The sequence below is a fragment of the Paucibacter hankyongi genome, assembly GCF_037482915.1.
GTDB classification, from domain to species: domain Bacteria; phylum Pseudomonadota; class Gammaproteobacteria; order Burkholderiales; family Burkholderiaceae_C; genus Paucibacter_A; species Paucibacter_A hankyongi.
In genome coordinates, this window is sequence record NZ_JBBHJX010000023.1 from 25442 (window position 1) to 44486 (window position 19045).

Consider the following 19045-nt stretch of genomic DNA (forward strand, 5'->3'; position numbering starts at 1 on the left):
CGAAGGACCTCAACAATGATCGCGCACCAGGGAACAGCAAGCGACGCCGAACTAAAGGCCTAGCAGCATTTGGCTGGCAAATTGAATAGGGATGGCATAGCTGATGCCCGAAGGATGCGTCAGCGCAGTCTCCTTGCTGCCCTTGACCAACACCATATTGACAATGCCCACCACCTCGCCCGAGTCCACGTCAAACACAGGCCCGCCACTATTGCCGGGATAGGCGGTCGCATCCAACTGAAGAATGTCAAAGCTGCCTTCGCGCAGTTGCCGAATTGCCCTTTCGTTCAAATTCTGAGCCGCAGGCGGAGGTAAAGCGATAGGCGTGACTGAAGAAATGACGCCCCGATGGGTGACCAATGAAAACCCCAGCGCGCCCCCCAGCGGAAACCCCATCAAAGCAATCGAGCCGCCCTCGCGCGCAAGCCCCGTTTGCGCAAGCTTCAAGCTTGGCACGGCAGGCCCGTCGAAACGAATCAGAGCAAGGTCATGGGCGGCATCCACAGAAACAACCTTGGCCGCACGTGAACTCCATTCACGCGAACCGACCCTGACCTGAACTACCAAACGAATATCCCGATCCCCTCCCAGGGTTTCAGGCAACACGTGGGCATTGGTAAAGGCCAGGTTTCCATTCGCCACGACAAAACCAGTCCCCCGAAAAGTAAATCGCGGCCGATCGGTCTCCACAAAAGTCCCGACCAACAAGACCGAAGGCTTGCTGCGCAAGACCAACTCCGGCAAATCTGCAATAGCTGGCGCGGAAGCGCCGAATAGGCTCAAGACAAAAAAACCTAGTTTCAAAATCCCACGACGGCAGGATAAGGCCCCCTTGCTCATTGCATCAAGTCCGCTGAGGTATGACCCACTTCCAATGCGGCTACGCAGCGCCGCCACACCGAGTCAGGCTCATCGATTTTGAAGCCATAAAATATTCCAAGTTCTGTTTCTTTGCGCCGCATGACGGTGACAATAACCTCTGATCTCTCCCGATTGCCCAACTCAATAACGGCTCGCCCGGATGAGCCGATCGGCAAGTCCAATTTACATTCCGCCTGAAAGCCGCCAAACGACAACTCCACCACATTGACAACAAATGATCGATTTTCATCCGCAGCAGTAAACGCTATCGAACCAGGACAGCTCAATGAATACCGTTGATGCTGCCGCAAAGGGTGACTTTCCAGAGCGACGCCTTGCATCATTGGAAGCACCGAACGGAATTCAGCCATCGTATAAATCGACCACAACAGGGACTTCTTTCGATCATCCAAATGATCAAACAATTGTGTTTTTGAATTGAAAAAATAATTCAACAGCTCCGGAGTCATGACCGGATCATTGGTAGTGAAATAACGCCGACTTGGCAACTTTATGTTCGCCAATTTCAATTGAAAGAAGTAACTATAAAGATTCTTCTTTGCCGGGCGACCCTTATACCCTGATCGAAATATCTCGGCGGCGTGCTTTAGATCCAAGGTCGCGCCGACTGCTGGCGCGCCATTGGCAAAATCATACTGATCCACCGTCGTCTCTTGCAATCTCTCAAAAAACAACAAAGCCTCATAGAGCTCTATTTTTTCAGGGTTGACAGCAATAACCAAATGCCGAGTATCAAAATACTCAACACAATATTCCCTCATGAATTTCATCAACGGAAATAGTATTGCCCCTCCAGTTTTCCTAAAGTCAGGATGAACCGCAAGCGCCGATATTTCAGCAATATTGCCGCCCTTAATTCGAACACCTTCCAAATCAAACACTGATTGCAATGGGAAGCCAAAAACTCCTTCCCGTATCATAGAAATCGTCCCAACAACTCGGCCGTCATATTTAGCGCACAAGGTTGTTGTGGTCGGCAGTGCGTGATACATGGTTATCCGCATGCCACTAGGATCCGGCTTCATAAACCCGCTAGAAACATAGGCATCGTGCAGAATTCTAAAACACTGCTCCAACTCCTCTTTGGTTTCTGCAATTTTTAGCTCAAGTCGGGATTCCGGGGCAGGATCGCAATCAACCATCAAGCGATAAATTGCGAATCTCAATACCGCCGGCAACCAGGCAAAAAGATGCCGAGCTCCTTGATGAATTTTTTTCCGCAAACTTGAGCGGCGAATGTGCGTCATTTTCTACACCACCTATCAACTTGGAAATTCCCCCAAGAGTCCTCCAGCCTAACCTGCGCAATCAACTGCAGGCCATAACGAGTAGGCACAAATATCCAGCAGGAAAAGACAGCGCAAAACAAACCCCATCTTCACATATAAAAATGAGATTCATTAAAATCTCTTAGAAATCACCCCAAAGAAAGAGCATTTACCCTATCTATTTCAACGCAGAAAGTAACTCTTGTACCTCGCCTTGTTGAGGAAATTTCGGCCCTAACTTTGCAAGGCGATCCAACTCTTCTCGGGCAGCAGACTTTTGCCCCGCAGAAATATAGTATCGCGCGAGGCCGACACGGTAACCGCCGCCATTAGGTGCCAAATCAACCGCACGCTTTTGAAATTCTATCGCCTTTTCCAAGCGCCCGGCGGCGGCATGAATTTCAGCCAATGTATCCAACACAATGGGCTGATTTGGAGCCCACTGATTCGCTTTTTCAGCGTATTCCAACGCACCAGTTTTTTTGGAACGCAAGAGCAACCAAGCCAAATTATTCGCCGCGAGGAAATTATTAGGCTGAACTTTCAACACCTCAATAAAACGCCGCTCCGCCAGAGAATAGGCGCCTTTGGCCATTGCGATATCGCCCATATGATAAAGGAATGCTACATCATTTTTATTTTGTTTCATCCACTCATCTTCAAACTGCGCCTGCTCAACCGCCTTACCGCTCTCCAGCAAGACACGGTGCAGTTTCATCGCAACTTCTGGAGAGGCTTTTTTCTTCAAAGCAGCGCGGTAAAAATTGGCAGCCTCATTCCAGTTTTTTGTATTTGCCTCAATATCACCAAGAATCGCCTGACCAATGCCATCCGCTTCATGCTGCGACTGTATATTTCTCGCTATTGCCCTTGCCTCAGAAATACGCCCGCCAGCCAATTCAAGCGATATCAATGATGTTTGAGCCGGCAAATAATTTGGGTTGATCGCAATAACACGCCTCAAACTTTGGGCGGCTGCAACGGAATTATTAGTCTTAGCGTGCAATTCAGCCAACTGCATCAATGCCTGTATGTAGCTAGGCCGCAAGCTCAGCGATTTATTCAAAGAACTTAGCGCCTGATTGGTGTCGCCAGTAATAGCTTGGGCCATCCCCAGTGCTGACCATAGTTCTGGGCTATCAGGTAGCACAGAGACTGCATCTAGTGCCGCAGTCAACGCAAGTTTTTGCTCCTTGCGCTCAATTTGCATCGCTATCAAGGCTAGGCGAGGGGCCGGGTCACTCGGAGCCAGGGTGACCAGTTTAAGCAATGCCGCAGCGAGCTCGTCATTGCTGGCGCCTGCCTTTTGTTTGACGGCAATCATGGCCATGTGCGCGCGTACATTTTTTGGCTCAATGTCGACAACCCCTCTGAGCCGAGCAAGCGCGGAGTCAAATTGCTTTGACTCAACGTCCAAAACACCCAGACTGTTGGCTGCAGGAAAAAATACTGGATCTATTTTCAAGGCCTCATCAAAAGCCTGCCGGGCCTTTTCCTTATTACCCCGCACCAATTCCAAATTACCCCGCATATAGCTAGCGGTTGGAAGCTTTGGAGTTTTCGCTTCCAATGCCGCGATCGCCACTAAGGCCTGATCAAAATCTCTACGTTGCACCAGAGCATTTACTAGCGCCAAATCGGCGACCGTCCCGGAATCATCTGTTGAAATATTACGCAATTCAGCCAACCCGACATCGCCTTGCCCTCTAGCCACTTTAACAAGGGCCAGTGCGGTTCGGCTAGACATATCTCTCGGATTCAACGCGGCAGCTCGATATAGTAACTCTTCGGCCCTCTTGCTATCGCCCGACTGCAAGTAGGCTTGCGCGGCCAAGCCCAAGGCGCTGCCGTCTTTGCTTTGAGGTTGAATTAAACTTTGAAGGGTAGTGATGGCCTTAGTGGATTCACCCATTCTCAAATAGGTCTGAGCAAGCAACTTTGTCGCCTTCCCCGATTCATCTGAAGAATTTTTTAGTGATTTAACCAAAAAACTTTCAGCTTGAACCAAGGAACCTATGCGAAAATTAATGGCACCAGCCAGATGAAGAACACGGGCATCATCTGGCATCATCTTGATTAAGACCTGCACGCTTTCCTGAGCCAACTTGAAGTCATTTGTCTCAAGTGCAACTAATGCCGTATAAAAGAGAGTCCGGGGATGTTTAGGGTTGACTTTCCTTAAGTCATTCAATTGATTCTTTGCAGCAGCAAAATCTTGTTTTGCAATGAGTAAGCCGATGATCGAAGAATGGGCGGAGATATTTGATTTATCGAGAACAATTGCACGACGATAGGCCTCAACCGCGGCATCAACATTACCCCCTTTGAGCACTAGCAGGTCACCCTTGAGTTGCCACGCGGAAGCGATCGTTGGCTCAGCATTAACTAGACTGTCAACAGCCCGCAGTCCAGCATCAACTCCATCTGTGCTGGCTATTAAACGTGCTCGAATAATTTGCGCTTGCGTATTCTTTGGATCGGCCTTGATTGCAGCATCAACTCGCTCCTTTGACTGATCCAACTTCCCCAATTCACCATAAGCATTGGCCAAAGCGGCTTGAAGTTCTGAAATAGAATCCGAAGCCTGAAGAGTGGTCCCTCCGAAGTCCGCTACTAATTTATTTGCCTTACCTTGTGCAAGCAGGGTCTGAGCGAAAACGGGCACCAACTTATCCTCCTCAAAACCAAGCTCGCGTGCTTTTTCTAGCTCGATAATGGCCCCTTCGACATCGCCGCTTTCAAGCAACAATCGGCCCAGTAAAAATCTCGCCTCAGCTAAGGAAGAATTCTTCTGCAAAGCATTTTTCAACTGAATTACTGCGGCGCCGCGGTTATTATTTGAAATATCTTTTTTCGCTGCCCCCACGAAATCATCTGCCGTCTTCTCAAAACATCCACTCAGAAACAAAAGAAAAACAATCGCCGATTGCTTTTGAAACAACCTATTTGCAATATTTTTAGTTAAATTCATTTGATTTTCAATCTAGTCATTAAATCATATAGAGTTGGCCGACTCACACCTAGAATGTCAGCCGCCTTGGCGACGCTGCCATCAGCCCGCGCCATTGCCGCCACTACCGCCATCCGCTCCGCTCGCTCACGCACCCAACGTAGATCCAATGAGTTTTCTTCCTCATTAACTTGATCGGCATTGACTTTCAAACCTAAATCTATTGCTTGCACACGGTCGCCATCCGCCATGATGCAGGCTCGTTTCAACAGGTTCTGTAATTCACGCACATTACCTGGCCAAGAATGCGCCTCAATGACACGTACCGCGTCCTCGGCGAGACTTAATACAGGCCTGCGTTGCTCTCCGGCGAACCGCCGCAAGAAGGCATGCGCGAGCAGAACCGCATCCCCTAGGCGATCACGCAATGGCGGTATGTCCACCACAATCTCGGCAAGGCGGTAATACAAGTCTTCCCGAAATCGACCTTCAATGATTTGATTCTTCAGGTTCTGATGGGTCGCGCCAACGATGCGTACATCTATCGGGATTTCTTGCCTGCCGCCTACGCGCTCGATCGTGCGCTCCTGCAAAAACCGCAAAAGTTTGGCCTGCAAACTCATCGGCAAATCACCAATTTCGTCCAACATCAGAGTGCCGCCGTTGGCCGTCTCGATCTTGCCCACAGTCGTTTTACTGGCGCCAGTGAAGGCTCCTTTTTCATAACCGAACAACTCACTTTCCAGCAGGTTATCTGGAATAGCTGCGCAGTTGATCGCTACAAAACGACCTTTGCGCTTTGACGCTTCGTGCAATCCTTGGGCCAGCACTTCCTTGCCGGTGCCGCTCTCACCCAACAAGAGAACGGAAACACTGCTGGAAGCGACCTTTTCAATAGTGCGGCAAACCTTCAGCATGGCGGGATCACGAGTGATCAAGCCACCCAGAGCACCGGATTGCTGCAGACCTTGAAGCCTCTGGTTCTCTTTTTGCAGTTCATAGAGCCGGTAGGCTCGCTCGACGCTCAAGTTCAATACATCAGGATCAACCGGCTTTGACAAAAAGTCGTAGGCGCCCATACGGATAGCGCGCAGCGCATTTTCTTGGTCGTTTTGCCCGGTCAGCACGATGACCTTGGCCCACGGATCCAATTCAAGCAACTTCTCTAGACACTTAAATCCCTCTGAGACCGAGTCTTGATCGGGGGGCAAACCCAGATCCATGGTGACAACAGCAGGGTTGTGGCGACGGAACTGAAGTACAGCACTCGCCACATCGGTCGCCAAATGAGATTCGAACTTATCCAATGACCATTTGAGTTGTTTTTGCAACGCCAGATCATCCTCAACAATCAATAGTGGCTGCTGTTGCCGCCCCTCTGCGCTCATCATTCAAACCCTATCAATTTGTTTCACTTGTTGCATGAAATAGCGGTAGCAAGATGGTTACCGTTGTGCCTTGATTGACTTTACTTTCAACCACGATCTTGCCTCCCAACTCCTGTAGGTACTGATAGCTCTCATAAGCACCAATACCCATACCTGCAGCTTTAGTTGTCTGGAAGGGCTTAAAAAGCCGAGTCTGGATGAATTCTTCCGACATACCGCATCCGACATCGGTCACTTTGACTTGGGCGTAGCTTCCCGTTTGTCCCAAGCTGAGGCTAACCACGCTTTCAGCGGTCGAGGCATCAAAAGCGTTTTGAACCACATGCCCAATCACCCGCTCGATACGCTCGTCATGCCCGCGTGTGCTTACCCTACTCAACAGCTCAAGATCAAGTTGGCGCCCCTTCTTGTCAGCCACGTCAGCGAGTCGCTTCGCAATGGCCGCAAGATCAACGCCGCTACTCGTACCGTGAGGCTTGTCACCTTCCCGCAGTTGCAACATCAGTTGCCGCATTTTCTCCAAAGAATTCTCCACAGTATCCAGCATATCCTGCTGGAATTCGGGGTTATCTTTTAGTCGTTTGGCGTTCTTCATCATCAGCGAGAGTTGAGTCACGATGTTCTTAAGGTCGTGAACAACAAAGGCCGACATGCGATTGAAAGCATCAAATTTTTTGGACTCTAGCAAGGCTTCAGCAGCTTGCATTTGGGCCAAGTAGCTAGAAGCCTGACTGCTGGCCGTCTTAAGCAAGTCACGCACCTCCCAGTCGAGTTCAATAGACGCTCTCGGGCGCCCAAGCAAGACGAACCCCAGCAGTTCCTCTCCCACCAGCAATGGGATGAGCCAACAAAATCTCTGATCGTCACCAAAGCACTCGGGCATATTCAAGTCGGCATAGTCGGTGGCCCCTTGACGCATTTGGTCCAGATCAACGATCCAGGCACGATCAGCCAAAAATTCAAAAAACCTTGAACTTGCGGGCTCTCGAACGTTGGAAGGTGGGCAGTTCCAACGTGCAGCTTGTGAAAACTCTCCTGCAGTCCCTTGCTGTAGCCACAAAGCCCCCGATGGGCTCTCAACTAGATTCGCTAGGGCGCGAACGACAGTCTCCCCCATCAACTGGGGTGAGGCACTGGAGGACAAGGTCGCAGTAAAGCGAAGCCACTCTTCGCGATAGTCATATCGGTAGCTGAAAAAGTTCTTGCCAATATAGACCTTCAGCTTTGAACGCAGTGCGCCCGAGAAGACCAATAAGGCCAAGCCAACCAAGGCCATAAAGACCAGAGCCAACTGCAAAGCTCGCCCCCACTCCCCCCCCGTATATCGAACGTAGTATCCGAGTGCAGAAACCAGCAAGAGGTACAAACCTACCAGCAACAAGGTGGCCGAGTGGAACACGGCGGCCCGGGAGACGTGCAGTTTCTCTAGCCAATCGGCGTGGCGGCGAGATGCTAGAAACAACAAGGGCAATGCAGAGCAATGGGCTAATGCGCGCACGCTAAGCGCATCGCCGTCAAAATCCCGGAACAACGCTGCTTGGGAATAGACGAACAAGTCATACGCAAATATTGCACCCAAGCCTAGGCAAACCGGTTTGGCGTTCCAACGCGAATCAGCAGAAGAGTTTCGCAACAACTGCTCAACCAATATCAATCCAACCACGGACAAGCCAAGAGCGGTGAATGATGTAGGCCGAAGCAAATCTACTGGGATATCAGCAGGCACCTCACGCAAAACCAGCATCAACAGCGAACTGGCAAGAGAGGCATAGGCCAGGTCCGCGAAGCGAGGTGGCCGGCCGCGCGCCAGTGAGGGGGCATCGGCTTTGGGGCGGAGCAAAAGCAAGATAAAGCCGAACCAGAGGCTGTATCGCAACAGGTCTGCCGCAGCCAGCATCCATGTCAGAGAGCCCGAGGGCAAAAGCCGCATGCCACTCGCCAAACCCAAACCGGCCCACACTGAGCTAACAAGCAGTGCAGATTCGAAGGCAATGGAAATCGAATTGGCCGGCGAAGACCGTCGCCACCAAATACGGGCGCCAAAATCTATGGCGAAACCCGCATACAGAAGCAAGGCAAGGCAATTACCTAATAGAGTGAGATTCAATACACCATAGTCCATGGCGTATTGAACCATGCCGCGCCGCTATAACGAATCGGCATTTGCTCCGATTCAATGGGAGTCTCAGCGGGCGCCCTTGCCGGTCAAGACCACGGCCACGGTTTCCAGCATGATCAGCATATCCAAGAACAGAGAATTGTTCTTGACGTAGTACAGGTCGTACTGCAGCTTCTCGATCGAGTCCTCAACAGTCGAGCCATATTCATAACGAACCTGAGCCCAACCCGTCACACCAGGTTTGACACTGTGGCGCACAGCGAAATAAGGAATCTTGCTGACCAAATCGTCGACAAAGAATTGGCGCTCCGGACGAGGGCCCACCAGACTCATTTCGCCACGCAAAACGTTCAGCAACTGGGGAAGCTCATCGATACGGACCTTGCGGATGAAACGTCCAACTCGAGTCACCCGGTCATCATTGACGGTCGCCCAACGCGGCTTCCCGTCCTTTTCAGCATCCGTCCGCATGCTGCGGAACTTGATGACCTTAAAAACAGTACCGTTCAATCCAACACGTTCCTGCCGGTAGAAAACCGGCCCGGCCGATTCCAACTTAATCATCACTGCGGCGACGATCATGATCGGCAGCGCCAGAATGAAAATCATGGCGGAAAACACAATGTCGAACAGTCGCTTGAATGCCGTCCGAATCATGCCTTGATTGAAGCCATCGCCAAAAACCAACCAACCTGCATTGACATGGCTGATCTTGATTTGCGCTAGCGTCTTCTCAAAGTGAGTGGCAATGTCCACGACCCGAATGCCATACAACTTGCAATCCAGCAGTTGGCGCAAAGGCATGCTGCCCCCACGACGCTCGGACAAAGCCACGACGATCTCATCAACGCCCAAGCTTTTGGCTGTCTCGGTCAGGGAACCACGTGAAGTAATAATTTCCGCTTGCGGAACTTCCTGCTGCTCTTCATTGGGACCAGGCAAATACCCAACAATCAAGGCATGGGGGTCGGCTGCACGCAGGGTTTCACCCACTGTCTTGGCAGGCGCACCAGACCCAAAAATCAAAATACGCGTACGCAGGCGTGATTGCGCACCTGAATGGGCGGCGTAAACGCGATGAACCATCACAGCTGCGACAGCGGCCATGGCGACCAAGGTAATCAATTCACGGTGGCTACTGTTCACCGGGAGAAGACTGAAAATTGCGTAAGCCAAAGGCAGACCAAAAAGCAGCCCCAACAGAGCACGGGCGCAAGACTCGGTAACGGAGCGATTGTGCACATGCTGGTACAAGCCACTGGCCGAATTGATCACGAACATGCATCCGGCCAAGGAAAGTCCATGTGATGCAACAAATGGGATCACTGTAGACGCTGACTCGCCTTGACTCAAAACCACAGCAACAACGGCAAACAGAATCAAGCCCAAGTCGAAAAAGACATGGAGCAAGGTCTGCTTATGCAAATAGTGGCTGAAAATTCGGACCATTTTTTGTTCCCCGATCACTAAGACTTACTGCTCTGCGCGTTTGAGGGTTGAACCTCAGCTGAACACTCGAATCACCAACAACGAATCGAGCATCAAGCTATTGCCGTAACAACTTCGATTTTTCAACTCAACTCAGCGCCATCCACCTTGATCGCGGTCCGATGATGCCTGTACCAGCAGAACTTGAAAGCCCCCCGTTTGAAGGGGGCAGTCAGCTTGAGAAAGCTCGATCACTTACTTTGCTGCGCGCCACCAAGCGTTGAATATCAAATCAGCCGCGAGTAGAACCCATGCCGCAGCACTTTCGGAGCTCATTGACCGGAGCGAACGTGCGTTTTCCACAGCTCGGAGCAATGAATGAATGTCTGACGACGTCAACGCCACAGCGTGCGGCCGGTCGCGTGTCCTCACCTAGGTTTTCGAAAAATAAAAAAAGCCCGCCGAGGCGGGCTTTTCGATTCAAAAAACTGACTTTTCTGATCAACGAACCACAGAGATCTGTGAACGTGCACCACCCTTGTAGGTGAACATCGTCAAAGCGCCATTCTTGATGTCACCCTTGTTGTCAAAGGTAATAGTGCCGGTGACACCCTTGTAGCCGTCTGTCTTGGCCAACACAGGCAGGTACTTGGCGGGATCAGCAGAACCAGCCTTTTCCATCGCGGCAACCATCACCTTGACGGCGTCGTAGACATAAGGTGCATAGATCTGCACGTCCACCTTGAATTGCTCCTTGAACTTGGCCTTAAAGGCATCCGAAGACACCTTGGACTCGCCCTCAACACCACCGGCTTCAGCGCAGTAAACCTGATTATCACCCATGGTGCCAGCAGCCAGCTTCGGCAGTTCGCCGGTGCAGATGCCGTCGCCGCCAACAAACTTGGCTTCGATGCCCAATTGCTTCATCTGACGCAGCATCGGGCCGGCCACAGCATCCATACCGCCAAAGAAGACCACATCTGGCTTCTTGGCCTTCAAGGAGGTCAGGATGGCGGTGAAGTCCGTGGCTTTGTCATTGGTGAACTCGCGGCCAACAATCTTGCCGCCAGCAGCCTTGACGCCCTTTTCGAACTCGTCAGCCACGCCTTGACCGTAAGCGGTACGGTCATCGATGACAGCAATCGACTGGCCCTTCAGTTCCTTGACCGAGTATTTACCCAGCGTGCCGCCCAGATGCACGTCATCAGCCACTACACGGAAGGCTGTCTTGTAGCCATTGCGTGTGAACTTCGGGTTGGTCGCAGAAGGAGAAATCTGCGGGATGCCTGCATCGCTATAGACCTTGGATGCGGGAATGGTGGTGCCCGAATTCAAGTGGCCAATCACGCCATTGACCTTGGAGTCCACCAGCTTCTGCGCAGCGGCCGTGCCCTGCTTCGGATCACCAGCATCATCTTCGGCCAGCAGTTCAAACTTGGCCTTCTTGCCGCCGATCATCACGCCCTTGGCGTTCAGTTCGGAAATGGCCATACGGGCACCCAACTCATTGTCCTTGCCCAAGTGGGCAATAGCACCACTGGTGGGGCCGACGTGACCGATCTTGACAACCAGGTCTTGCGACATGGCTGTACCGCTCATCAGCAGCGCAACGGCGCCGACAACAACATTCAACTTAACTTGCATGAATTACCTCCGAGTTGGAAGAAGGAGAGCTTTTGGCTGTTGAAATCTCAACTCTTGAAACATAACTCAAAACATGCACCGCCCTATATGGGGAAAGCGTGGTAAACGATTGAGTTGTTGTCCGCGTTGTGGTGTGTCGCCATCACTATTCCGAGCGCGACACTTAACTTTGCTTGGTGCAGGAGGTTTGTGCGCTCTGCGCCACCAGCGCTTGCCGAACGAGTTCTTCGATGCGAGTCTGCAAGCTCACCCTCATTTCCGCCATTGCTGTATCGAGCGCAGTCGAGATCAAGTCTCGAATTGCGGGGCTGAATTCGGTCGAAGTACCAGGTTCGTCGGTTGCCGCAACAGGCTCGACCCAGTGGACATCTTCGAGAGCACTGCCAACAAAGGCCTGGGGCCCTAAAGCCGGCACATCCAGCGCCAGATCAACGACAAGGTCAGGCAAAGAATCAGCCGAACTCGCCTGAACTGGCGCCAACTCCGGCATCTCCAGCACTTCGGTCAAGGTCGGCACCAGGCGACGCGACTGTGAACTCAATTGCTCACCTTATGGTGTTTGACCGAATGCCCAAGGGCTTCGTACTGTTTATAGCGTCGGCGCCCGGCCTGAACCTGTTCAGCTTCGGTTGAAACAACCTCCAACACCCGCTGAAACTGATCAAAGCCCTCGGGCATTTCCATGCCCAGGTTCAACAACAACTCCCGGTGCGGCAGGCTGGCAATATTGGGTGTCAGCAAAATCGTCGTCGCATCCAGCAAAGCCTGATCAGCAGGCTCTTCCGACAACAAGAGGTGCGGCAGAAACTCGCTGGCTTCAAATTCCCACAAGGCAAGGTCCAACCGCTGCAGGACGGCTGGTGAGCCACACACACCAATGCGGGCGCCCGACTGCTGCGCCTTGCGCAGCAGTCGACACAGATAGGCCAGGCGGTCGGGTACCCCGGTATAAAACGCGACCTCGGTCATGCTCGCCAGACCTTCTGCTGAACCATCACTTGGCTTGCGACAACACGAAGTGCGTCAACAACCCCACCGGGCGACCGGTACCGCCCTTGGCGGCACCGCCCTTCCAAGCGGTTCCGGCGATGTCCAGGTGACCCCAGCGGAATTTGCCCGCAAAGCGCTGTAGGAACTTGGCCGCGGTGATCGAACCACCAGCGCGCGAACCCACATTGGCCACGTCAGCAAAGTTGGTCTTCAAGCCTTCGTCGTACTCTTCGTCCAAGGGCATGCGCCAGCATGGGTCGAGCGCGGCGTCGCCAGCGGCCGACAAGGCCGCAGCCAACTCATCATCGCTGGCATACATGCCGCTGCGCACGCCACCCAGAGCGATCACGCAAGCGCCGGTCAGCGTGGCCACATCGACCACCACCGCCGGCTTGAACCGCTCGGCATAGGTCAACGCATCGCACAGCACCAAACGACCTTCAGCATCAGTGTTCAAGATCTCAATCGTCTGACCCGACATCGAGGTCACCACATCGCCCGGCTTGAGCGCGCGGCCGCTGGGCATGTTTTCGCAGGCCGCAATCAACACCACCAAGTTCAGCTTCGGCTTCAACTCGGCCACGGCGCGCAGCGTACCAATCACGCTGGCAGCCCCGCCCATGTCGAACTTCATCTCATCCATCTCGGCGCCCGGCTTGAGCGAGATACCGCCCGAGTCAAAGGTAATGCCCTTGCCGACCAAGACCACCGGAGCTTGAGTTTTAGCCGCGCCGTCATAGCGCGCCACAATGAAGCGCAGCGGTTCGTCTGAGCCCTGAGCGACCGACAGGAAGGAGCCCATGCCCAGTTTCTCGACCGCCTTGCGATCAAGAATTTCAACCTTCAGACCGTGCGTGTTACCCAGCGCCTTGACCTGCTCACCCAGATAGGTCGGGGTCGCGTAGTTACCTGGGCGGTTGGCACATTCGCGCGCCAGCTCAATGCCAGCCCCAATCGCCTGCCCGCGCACCAAGCCTGCCTTGGCGGCCTTGACCGCGCCCTCATCGGCCTTGTTGAGCAACAGGCTCAGCTTGCCCAACTTGCCTTGAGCAGGCGCGCTCGGCTTGGTGTGACGATAAACATAGCTGGCATCACCGGCAGCCAACACAAACTGCTCGGCCAGGCTGTCGCTCATCGCCTCAAAGCCAACAAAAGCCGTCGCAGCGTGCGTCGCGCCACGGCCCTTCAACTGACCGAGGGCCGCTTGAAACGCAGTACGAGCGCTCTTCAACGAGGCTTTGCCGGCCGCCGCCAAAACCAGGCGTGGCGCCTTCACACCAGCGGCTCGCTGCAGGCTCAAGACCTTGCCAGCCTTGAGTTCGAAGTCACCCAATTTGATCGAGTCCTTCACCAAGGCCGCCAGCGCCGGATCAAAACCGGCAGGCAACTCTTCGCCCGCAAGAACCAGAATCAGAGCATCGGCATTGATGCCGGCCAAAGCGTCGAAGGACGCAGACTGTGTACGGAAGTCCATAATGTCGCCGAATAGATAAAGTGCCCGGATGTTATTCGATTCCTCCGTACGTTCCGAACTGGCTCGCAGCTTCGGTGTGACCCTGGTGGTCATCCTGACCATTGTGTTGACGATGATGTTGATCAACACCCTCGGCCAAGCCGCCGGGGGCAATGTCGCGCCTCAAGATGTCTTGCTGTTGATGGCTTACGCCTCCTTGGCCCAGTTGCCAACGATGCTGGCCTTATCCCTGTTCATCAGCATCGTGGCCTCGCTCGGACGCATGTACCGCGAGTCCGAAATGACCATCTGGTTTGCCAGCGGCATTGGCCTGCGTCGTTTCATCAAGCCGGTATTGCAATTGGCCCTGCCGGTATTGTTGGCAGTGGTCGTCCTGGAGTTGCTGCTCTGGCCCTGGGGCAACGAGAACAGCAACCAGTTGCGCGAGCAATATCAAAAACGCGGCGACCTGTCCCGCGTGGCGCCGGGCCAATTCCAGGCCTCACGAGACGGCAGCAGCGTCTTTTTCATCGACCGCGACAGCGCGGACGGCCGCACCGGCCGCAATGTGTTCATCCTGACCCAGCAAGGCAAGACCGAGGCCGTGACCACCTCGGCAAAAGGCCATGTCGAATTGACCGAAGCCGACCGCTTTTTGGTGCTTGAGCGTGGCCAGCGCAATGAGAGCAATTTGGAGAGCGGTGAGAAATCATTAGCTCGCTTTGAACAATACAAGATCCTGGCCGACAGTCAGGTGCTGCGCAGCGCCGAAAAACTCCCGCCCAAGGCCACCGGTACGCTGGAGTTGCTACGCAACCCGAATCCTCGCAATGACGGCGAGTTGGCCTGGCGTTTTGGCATGATCTTGGCGTGCCTGAATATGGCCCTGCTCGGGCTGGGCATGGCGGCCACCAACCCGCGCCGCGCCAACAGTTGGAACCTACTGTTTGCCTTGCTCAGCTTTGTGGTCTATTTCAATTTACTCAGCCTGACGCAGTCCTGGGTGGGTACCGGCAAGGTGAGCCTCGCAGTGGGCTTGGCGCAGGTGCACGGCAGCGTGTTCTTGCTGGCCATGTCCGTGCTCTGGTTGCGGGAGCAAGGCAACCGGCTATGCCTGCCCTGGCGGCGCCACAAGACCTCAACCGTCGATGCAACTGGAGCGGCCGGAGCATGAAGACCGTCCGCCGACTGCTCTACCGCGACATCATCAGCTCCATCCTGTTTGTGTCGGTGTCTTTTTTAGCGCTGTTCTATTTCATCGATTTCGTCGAAGAGCTTGAACGCATGAACCGTGTTGGCGCGGGTGCCGCCAAAGCCGCGCTTGTGGCACTGTTGAAGCTACCCGGGCACGCTTACCAACTGCTGCCGATTGGCACCTTGATTGGCAGCATTTTTTCGCTGGCGCGCATGGCGCAATCGAGCGAGTTCACGATCCTGCGTACCGGTGGTCTTGGGCCACGCCGCGCCCTGGGTCTGCTGGCCAGTCTGGCAGCCGTGCTGGCGGCCCTGACGTTTTTGATCGGCGACTATGCGGCGCCCTACTTTGATGCCCAGACCGATTTGATGCGCGCTCGCTTCACCGGTGATGTCAACTCGGGTCGCCGCGGAGCCTGGCTGAAAGACCATCAAGTGGTGGACGGCCAAGAGCGCAGCTTTTCAATCAACGTCAGCCAAGCGAATGCGCGCGGCAGTTTGTTGGGGGTGCGCATTTTTGAATTCGATGCGCACGGCGGCCTGCTATCGCGCATTGAAGCCAAGTCAGCCAGCGTTGATGGCCAAGGCCTGTGGCGATTGGAAGAGGTCACGCAGTCCGAGTGGCTGCCACAGCACCCTGTCAGCGTATCGACCGCAAGTGCAACCGAAGACACGAGCCCGGTCGTGAAGGAGAGCACGCTACCGGTATTGAACTGGCAAAGCTCGCTGCATGCGGGCGTGATTGCGGCGGCCGTGTTGCCAGCCGACTCCATGTCTACGCTGGAGCTGTACCGCTACACCAAGCATTTGTCGGCCCAAGAGCAATCGGCCCAAGCCCATAACATCCAGTTTTGGCGCAAGGCCTTTTATCCCTTTGCCTGCTTTGTGATGATCGCCCTGGCCCTGCCCTTTGCCTATATGCACGGGCGCTCTGGCGGCATCAGCTTGAAGGTGTTCGGCGGCATCATGCTGGGCATCAGTTTTGTGCTGCTGAACAATGTGGCGGGCCATATCGGCATCTTGAAGAACTGGACGCCGTGGATGGTGGCCGCAACGCCCAGCCTGGCCTATCTGGGCCTGTCGCTGGCGGCCTTTGGCTGGCTGGTTCGCTATCGCTAAGACCTCTTTCCCGAATGGAACCTCGAATGGACGGAATGCTGCTGTTTGCCCATGGTGCGCGCGACCCTGATTGGGCGCGTCCCTTCAAGGAAGTGGCCCGCCGCATCGCAATACGCCAGGCCGGCACACCTCTCGCGCTCGCTTTTTTGGAGTTCATGCAACCCGGGCTGGAAGAAGCCGCCCATGGCTTGGTGGCACAGGGTTGTACGCGCATTCATGTGGTGCCGATGTTCTTGGGCACCGGCGGCCATGTGCGCAAGGACATCCCGCCGCTGATCGAACGCTTGACGGCGCAATACGGCACGGCCGTCGAATGGCTGCTGCACCCCGCCATCGGAGACCAAGAACCCGTGCTGCAGGCCATGACCGAAGCCAGCTTGGCCTGGCTGGCGCCAGCGCACAAGGCCGAAGCGCGCTAGAAGGACACTTCAGCATGAACCTGCACCAGTTCCGCTTCGTGCAAGAGGCTGCCCGTCGCAACCTCAACCTGACCGAAACCGCCAAGGCCCTTTTCACCTCGCAGCCGGGCGTTTCCAAGGCCATCCTGGAATTGGAAGAAGAACTGGGCATCGATATTTTTTCGCGCCACGGCAAGCGCTTGCGCCGCATCACCGAGCCAGGCCAGCAGGTACTGGCCGCCATCGAAATCATCATGCGTGAGGTCGGCAACCTGAAACGCATCGGTGAAGAGTATTCCAAGCAGGACAACGGCACCCTGTCGATCGCCACCACCCACACCCAGGCCCGCTATGTGCTCCCAGGTCCGGTGGCACAACTGCGCCGACAACTGCCCTTGGTGCGCGTCAGCCTGCATCAGGGCACGCCGGACCAGGTCGTTCGCATGCTGCTGGATGACAGTGCCGACGTCGGGTTGGCGACTGAGTCACTGGCCCACATCGATGAACTGGTCAGCCTGCCCTGCTACGAATGGCAGCATGTCCTGGTGGTGCCGGTCGATCACCCACTGGCGCTGGTCGAGCGGCCCACGCTGGAGCAATTGGCGGCCGAGCCGCTGGTCTCCTATCACCCCAGCTTCACCGGTCGGACCCGCATCGACAAGGCTTTTGCGGCGCGGCACCTGCACCCCAATATCGTGCTTGAGGCGATCGACTCCGATGTCATCAAGACCTATGTGCGGCTTGGCATGGGCGCGGGCATCGTGGCCGAAATGGCCGTGCGCGAAGACCCTCCCGGGGGCGATCTGGTGTCGCGCCCGCTGGGCCATTTGTTTGGCCAAAACGTCACCCGCATTGCCTTCAAGCGCGGCGCCTATCTTCGTAACTATGTCTACAGCTTTGCCGAGTTGCTGTCCGAGCGGCTGAACCGGCATTTGCTGGAGCGCGCCATGAACGGCGACGCCAGCGACTACAGCCTTTGACCTGCCCCACGATGTCCTGTCCTCCGCCCTTCCCCAAGCCCTCATCAAACGCCGCAACCATTCCCCCAAGCCCCAGCTTGCGCAGCCGACTGCCGAGGGTCGGCACCACCATCTTCAGCACCATGTCTGCGCTGGCTCAGGCCCATGACGCGGTCAATCTGGGGCAGGGCTTTCCAGACTTTGCCTGCGACCCCGCCTTGCCGGAGGCCGTCACCGCGGCCATGCGGGCCCAACACAACCAATACCCACCGATGCCAGGCGTGGCCCCATTGCGCGAAGCGGTGGCTCGCAAGATAGAGGCGCTGCATGGCCATGCCTTTGACAGCAACAGCGAGATCACCATCACGGCGGGTGCAACTCAGGCCATCCTGACTGCCCTGCTGGCCGTGGTGCACCCGGGCGATGAAGTGATCGTGCTGGAACCCTGTTACGACAGCTACCTGCCGAATATCGAGCTGGCCGGCGGCGTGCCCGTCCCTGTGCCACTGACACCCGGGAGCTTTCGCCCCGACTTCGCTCGCATCGCCGCAGCCATCACGCCGCGCACCCGCGCGCTGATCATCAACTCGCCGCACAACCCCAGCGCAACCGTCTGGACCGACGATGAAATGAGCTGCCTGAGCGACTTGCTGCGCGGCAGCGAAATTCTGCTGATCAGTGATGAGGTCTATGAGCACATGGTTTTTGACGGCGGAGCGCATCAAAGCGTGGCTCGTTACCCAGACTTGCTCAGCCGCAGCTTCATCGTCTCCAGTTTCGGCAAGACTTATCACGTGACCGGCTGGAAGGTCGGTTATGTGGCGGCGCCCGCGGCGCTGACGCATGAGTTCCGCAAGGTTCACCAATACAACGTGTTCACCGTCAACACGCCCATGCAGTATGGCCTGGCCAGCTATATGGAGAACGCCAGACCCTATCTCGACTTGCCGGATTTCTACCAAGCCAAGCGCGATCGCTTCCGAGCCGGCCTCGCGGGCACGAAATTCAAGCTACTCCCGAGCGAGGGCAGTTATTTCCAATGCGTCGACTATGGCGATCTGCGCGCATCCCATCTGCCAGCGCTGAACGACCATCAGTTTTGTGAGTGGCTGACCCGCGAGTGCGGTGTCGCGGCCATTCCGATGTCGGCGTTTTATGCCCAGGGCAGCGATCAAACCATCATCCGATTCTGCTTTGCCAAGCAAGATCAAACGCTGGACCGGGCACTCAGCCTGCTACAGAAAATTTGAACC

The 19045-nt window shown here is 54.9% G+C and carries 15 protein-coding genes; 5 read left to right on the plus strand and 10 right to left on the minus strand.

The features are described from left to right. Positions 1 to 51: 51 nt before the first annotated feature. The 10 genes from WG899_RS20915 to WG899_RS20960 form a co-directional block, all read right to left on the minus strand. Positions 52 to 840, minus strand: a complete 789-nt coding sequence (locus WG899_RS20915; RefSeq protein WP_339597598.1) for a S1 family peptidase — start codon at positions 838 to 840, stop codon at positions 52 to 54. Then, on the minus strand, positions 837 to 2129 hold the full coding sequence (locus tag WG899_RS20920) for a GNAT family N-acetyltransferase (RefSeq protein WP_339597599.1): 1293 nt from the start codon (positions 2127 to 2129) through the stop codon (positions 837 to 839). Before WG899_RS20920 ends, WG899_RS20915 begins: the two co-directional genes overlap by 4 nt. 199 nt (positions 2130 to 2328) lie before the next feature. Then, entirely contained in the window at positions 2329 to 5121 is a 2793-nt protein-coding gene (prsT, locus tag WG899_RS20925; protein ID WP_339597600.1) for an XrtA/PEP-CTERM system TPR-repeat protein PrsT, read from the minus strand. After that, entirely contained in the window at positions 5118 to 6488 is a 1371-nt protein-coding gene (gene prsR, locus WG899_RS20930) for a PEP-CTERM-box response regulator transcription factor (RefSeq protein ID WP_339597623.1), read from the minus strand. The genes prsT and prsR overlap by 4 nt, the downstream gene beginning before the upstream one ends. 13 nt (positions 6489 to 6501) lie before the next feature. Further along, on the minus strand, positions 6502 to 8625 hold the full coding sequence (prsK, locus tag WG899_RS20935) for an XrtA/PEP-CTERM system histidine kinase PrsK (RefSeq protein ID WP_339597601.1): 2124 nt from the start codon (positions 8623 to 8625) through the stop codon (positions 6502 to 6504). A gap of 48 nt (positions 8626 to 8673) precedes the next feature. Then, positions 8674 to 10056 carry a TIGR03013 family XrtA/PEP-CTERM system glycosyltransferase gene (locus tag WG899_RS20940; protein WP_339597602.1) on the minus strand — a complete coding sequence of 461 codons (1383 nt, stop codon included), beginning with the start codon at positions 10054 to 10056 and terminating at the stop codon, positions 8674 to 8676. Between the two features lie 480 nt (positions 10057 to 10536). After that, positions 10537 to 11679: a branched-chain amino acid ABC transporter substrate-binding protein gene (locus WG899_RS20945; protein ID WP_339597603.1), complete on the minus strand. Its 1143-nt coding sequence runs from the start codon at positions 11677 to 11679 to the stop codon at positions 10537 to 10539. A gap of 163 nt (positions 11680 to 11842) precedes the next feature. Further along, positions 11843 to 12187, minus strand: coding sequence for a hypothetical protein (locus WG899_RS20950; protein WP_339597604.1), 345 nt, complete (start codon positions 12185 to 12187; stop codon positions 11843 to 11845). A gap of 29 nt (positions 12188 to 12216) precedes the next feature. Next, a complete protein-coding gene (locus WG899_RS20955) occupies positions 12217 to 12648 on the minus strand; it encodes a DNA polymerase III subunit chi (protein ID WP_339597605.1) in 432 nt (143 codons plus the stop codon). Positions 12649 to 12673: 25 nt separating this feature from the next. Then, on the minus strand, positions 12674 to 14143 hold the full coding sequence (locus WG899_RS20960; protein ID WP_339597606.1) for a leucyl aminopeptidase: 1470 nt from the start codon (positions 14141 to 14143) through the stop codon (positions 12674 to 12676). Positions 14144 to 14171: 28 nt separating this feature from the next. Between WG899_RS20960 and lptF the strand changes: the two genes are divergently transcribed. Genes lptF through WG899_RS20985 form a run of 5 tightly spaced genes read left to right on the plus strand, consistent with a single transcriptional unit; the run spans position 14172 to position 19042 of the window. Beyond that, the gene (gene lptF / locus WG899_RS20965; protein ID WP_339597607.1) at positions 14172 to 15296 is read left to right on the plus strand and encodes an LPS export ABC transporter permease LptF; all 1125 of its coding nucleotides are present in this window, start codon (positions 14172 to 14174) and stop codon (positions 15294 to 15296) included. Next, on the plus strand, positions 15293 to 16435 hold the full coding sequence (gene lptG, locus WG899_RS20970; RefSeq protein WP_339597608.1) for an LPS export ABC transporter permease LptG: 1143 nt from the start codon (positions 15293 to 15295) through the stop codon (positions 16433 to 16435). Before lptF ends, lptG begins: the two co-directional genes overlap by 4 nt. A 26-nt stretch (positions 16436 to 16461) precedes the next feature. Beyond that, entirely contained in the window at positions 16462 to 16854 is a 393-nt protein-coding gene (locus WG899_RS20975) for a sirohydrochlorin chelatase (RefSeq protein WP_339597609.1), read from the plus strand. Positions 16855 to 16868: 14 nt separating this feature from the next. Next, positions 16869 to 17813 (plus strand): CysB family HTH-type transcriptional regulator, encoded by a 945-nt coding sequence (locus tag WG899_RS20980; RefSeq protein WP_339597610.1) that lies wholly within the window; start codon positions 16869 to 16871, stop codon positions 17811 to 17813. Between the two features lie 11 nt (positions 17814 to 17824). Beyond that, entirely contained in the window at positions 17825 to 19042 is a 1218-nt protein-coding gene (locus WG899_RS20985; protein WP_339597611.1) for a pyridoxal phosphate-dependent aminotransferase, read from the plus strand. Positions 19043 to 19045 lie beyond the last annotated feature (3 nt).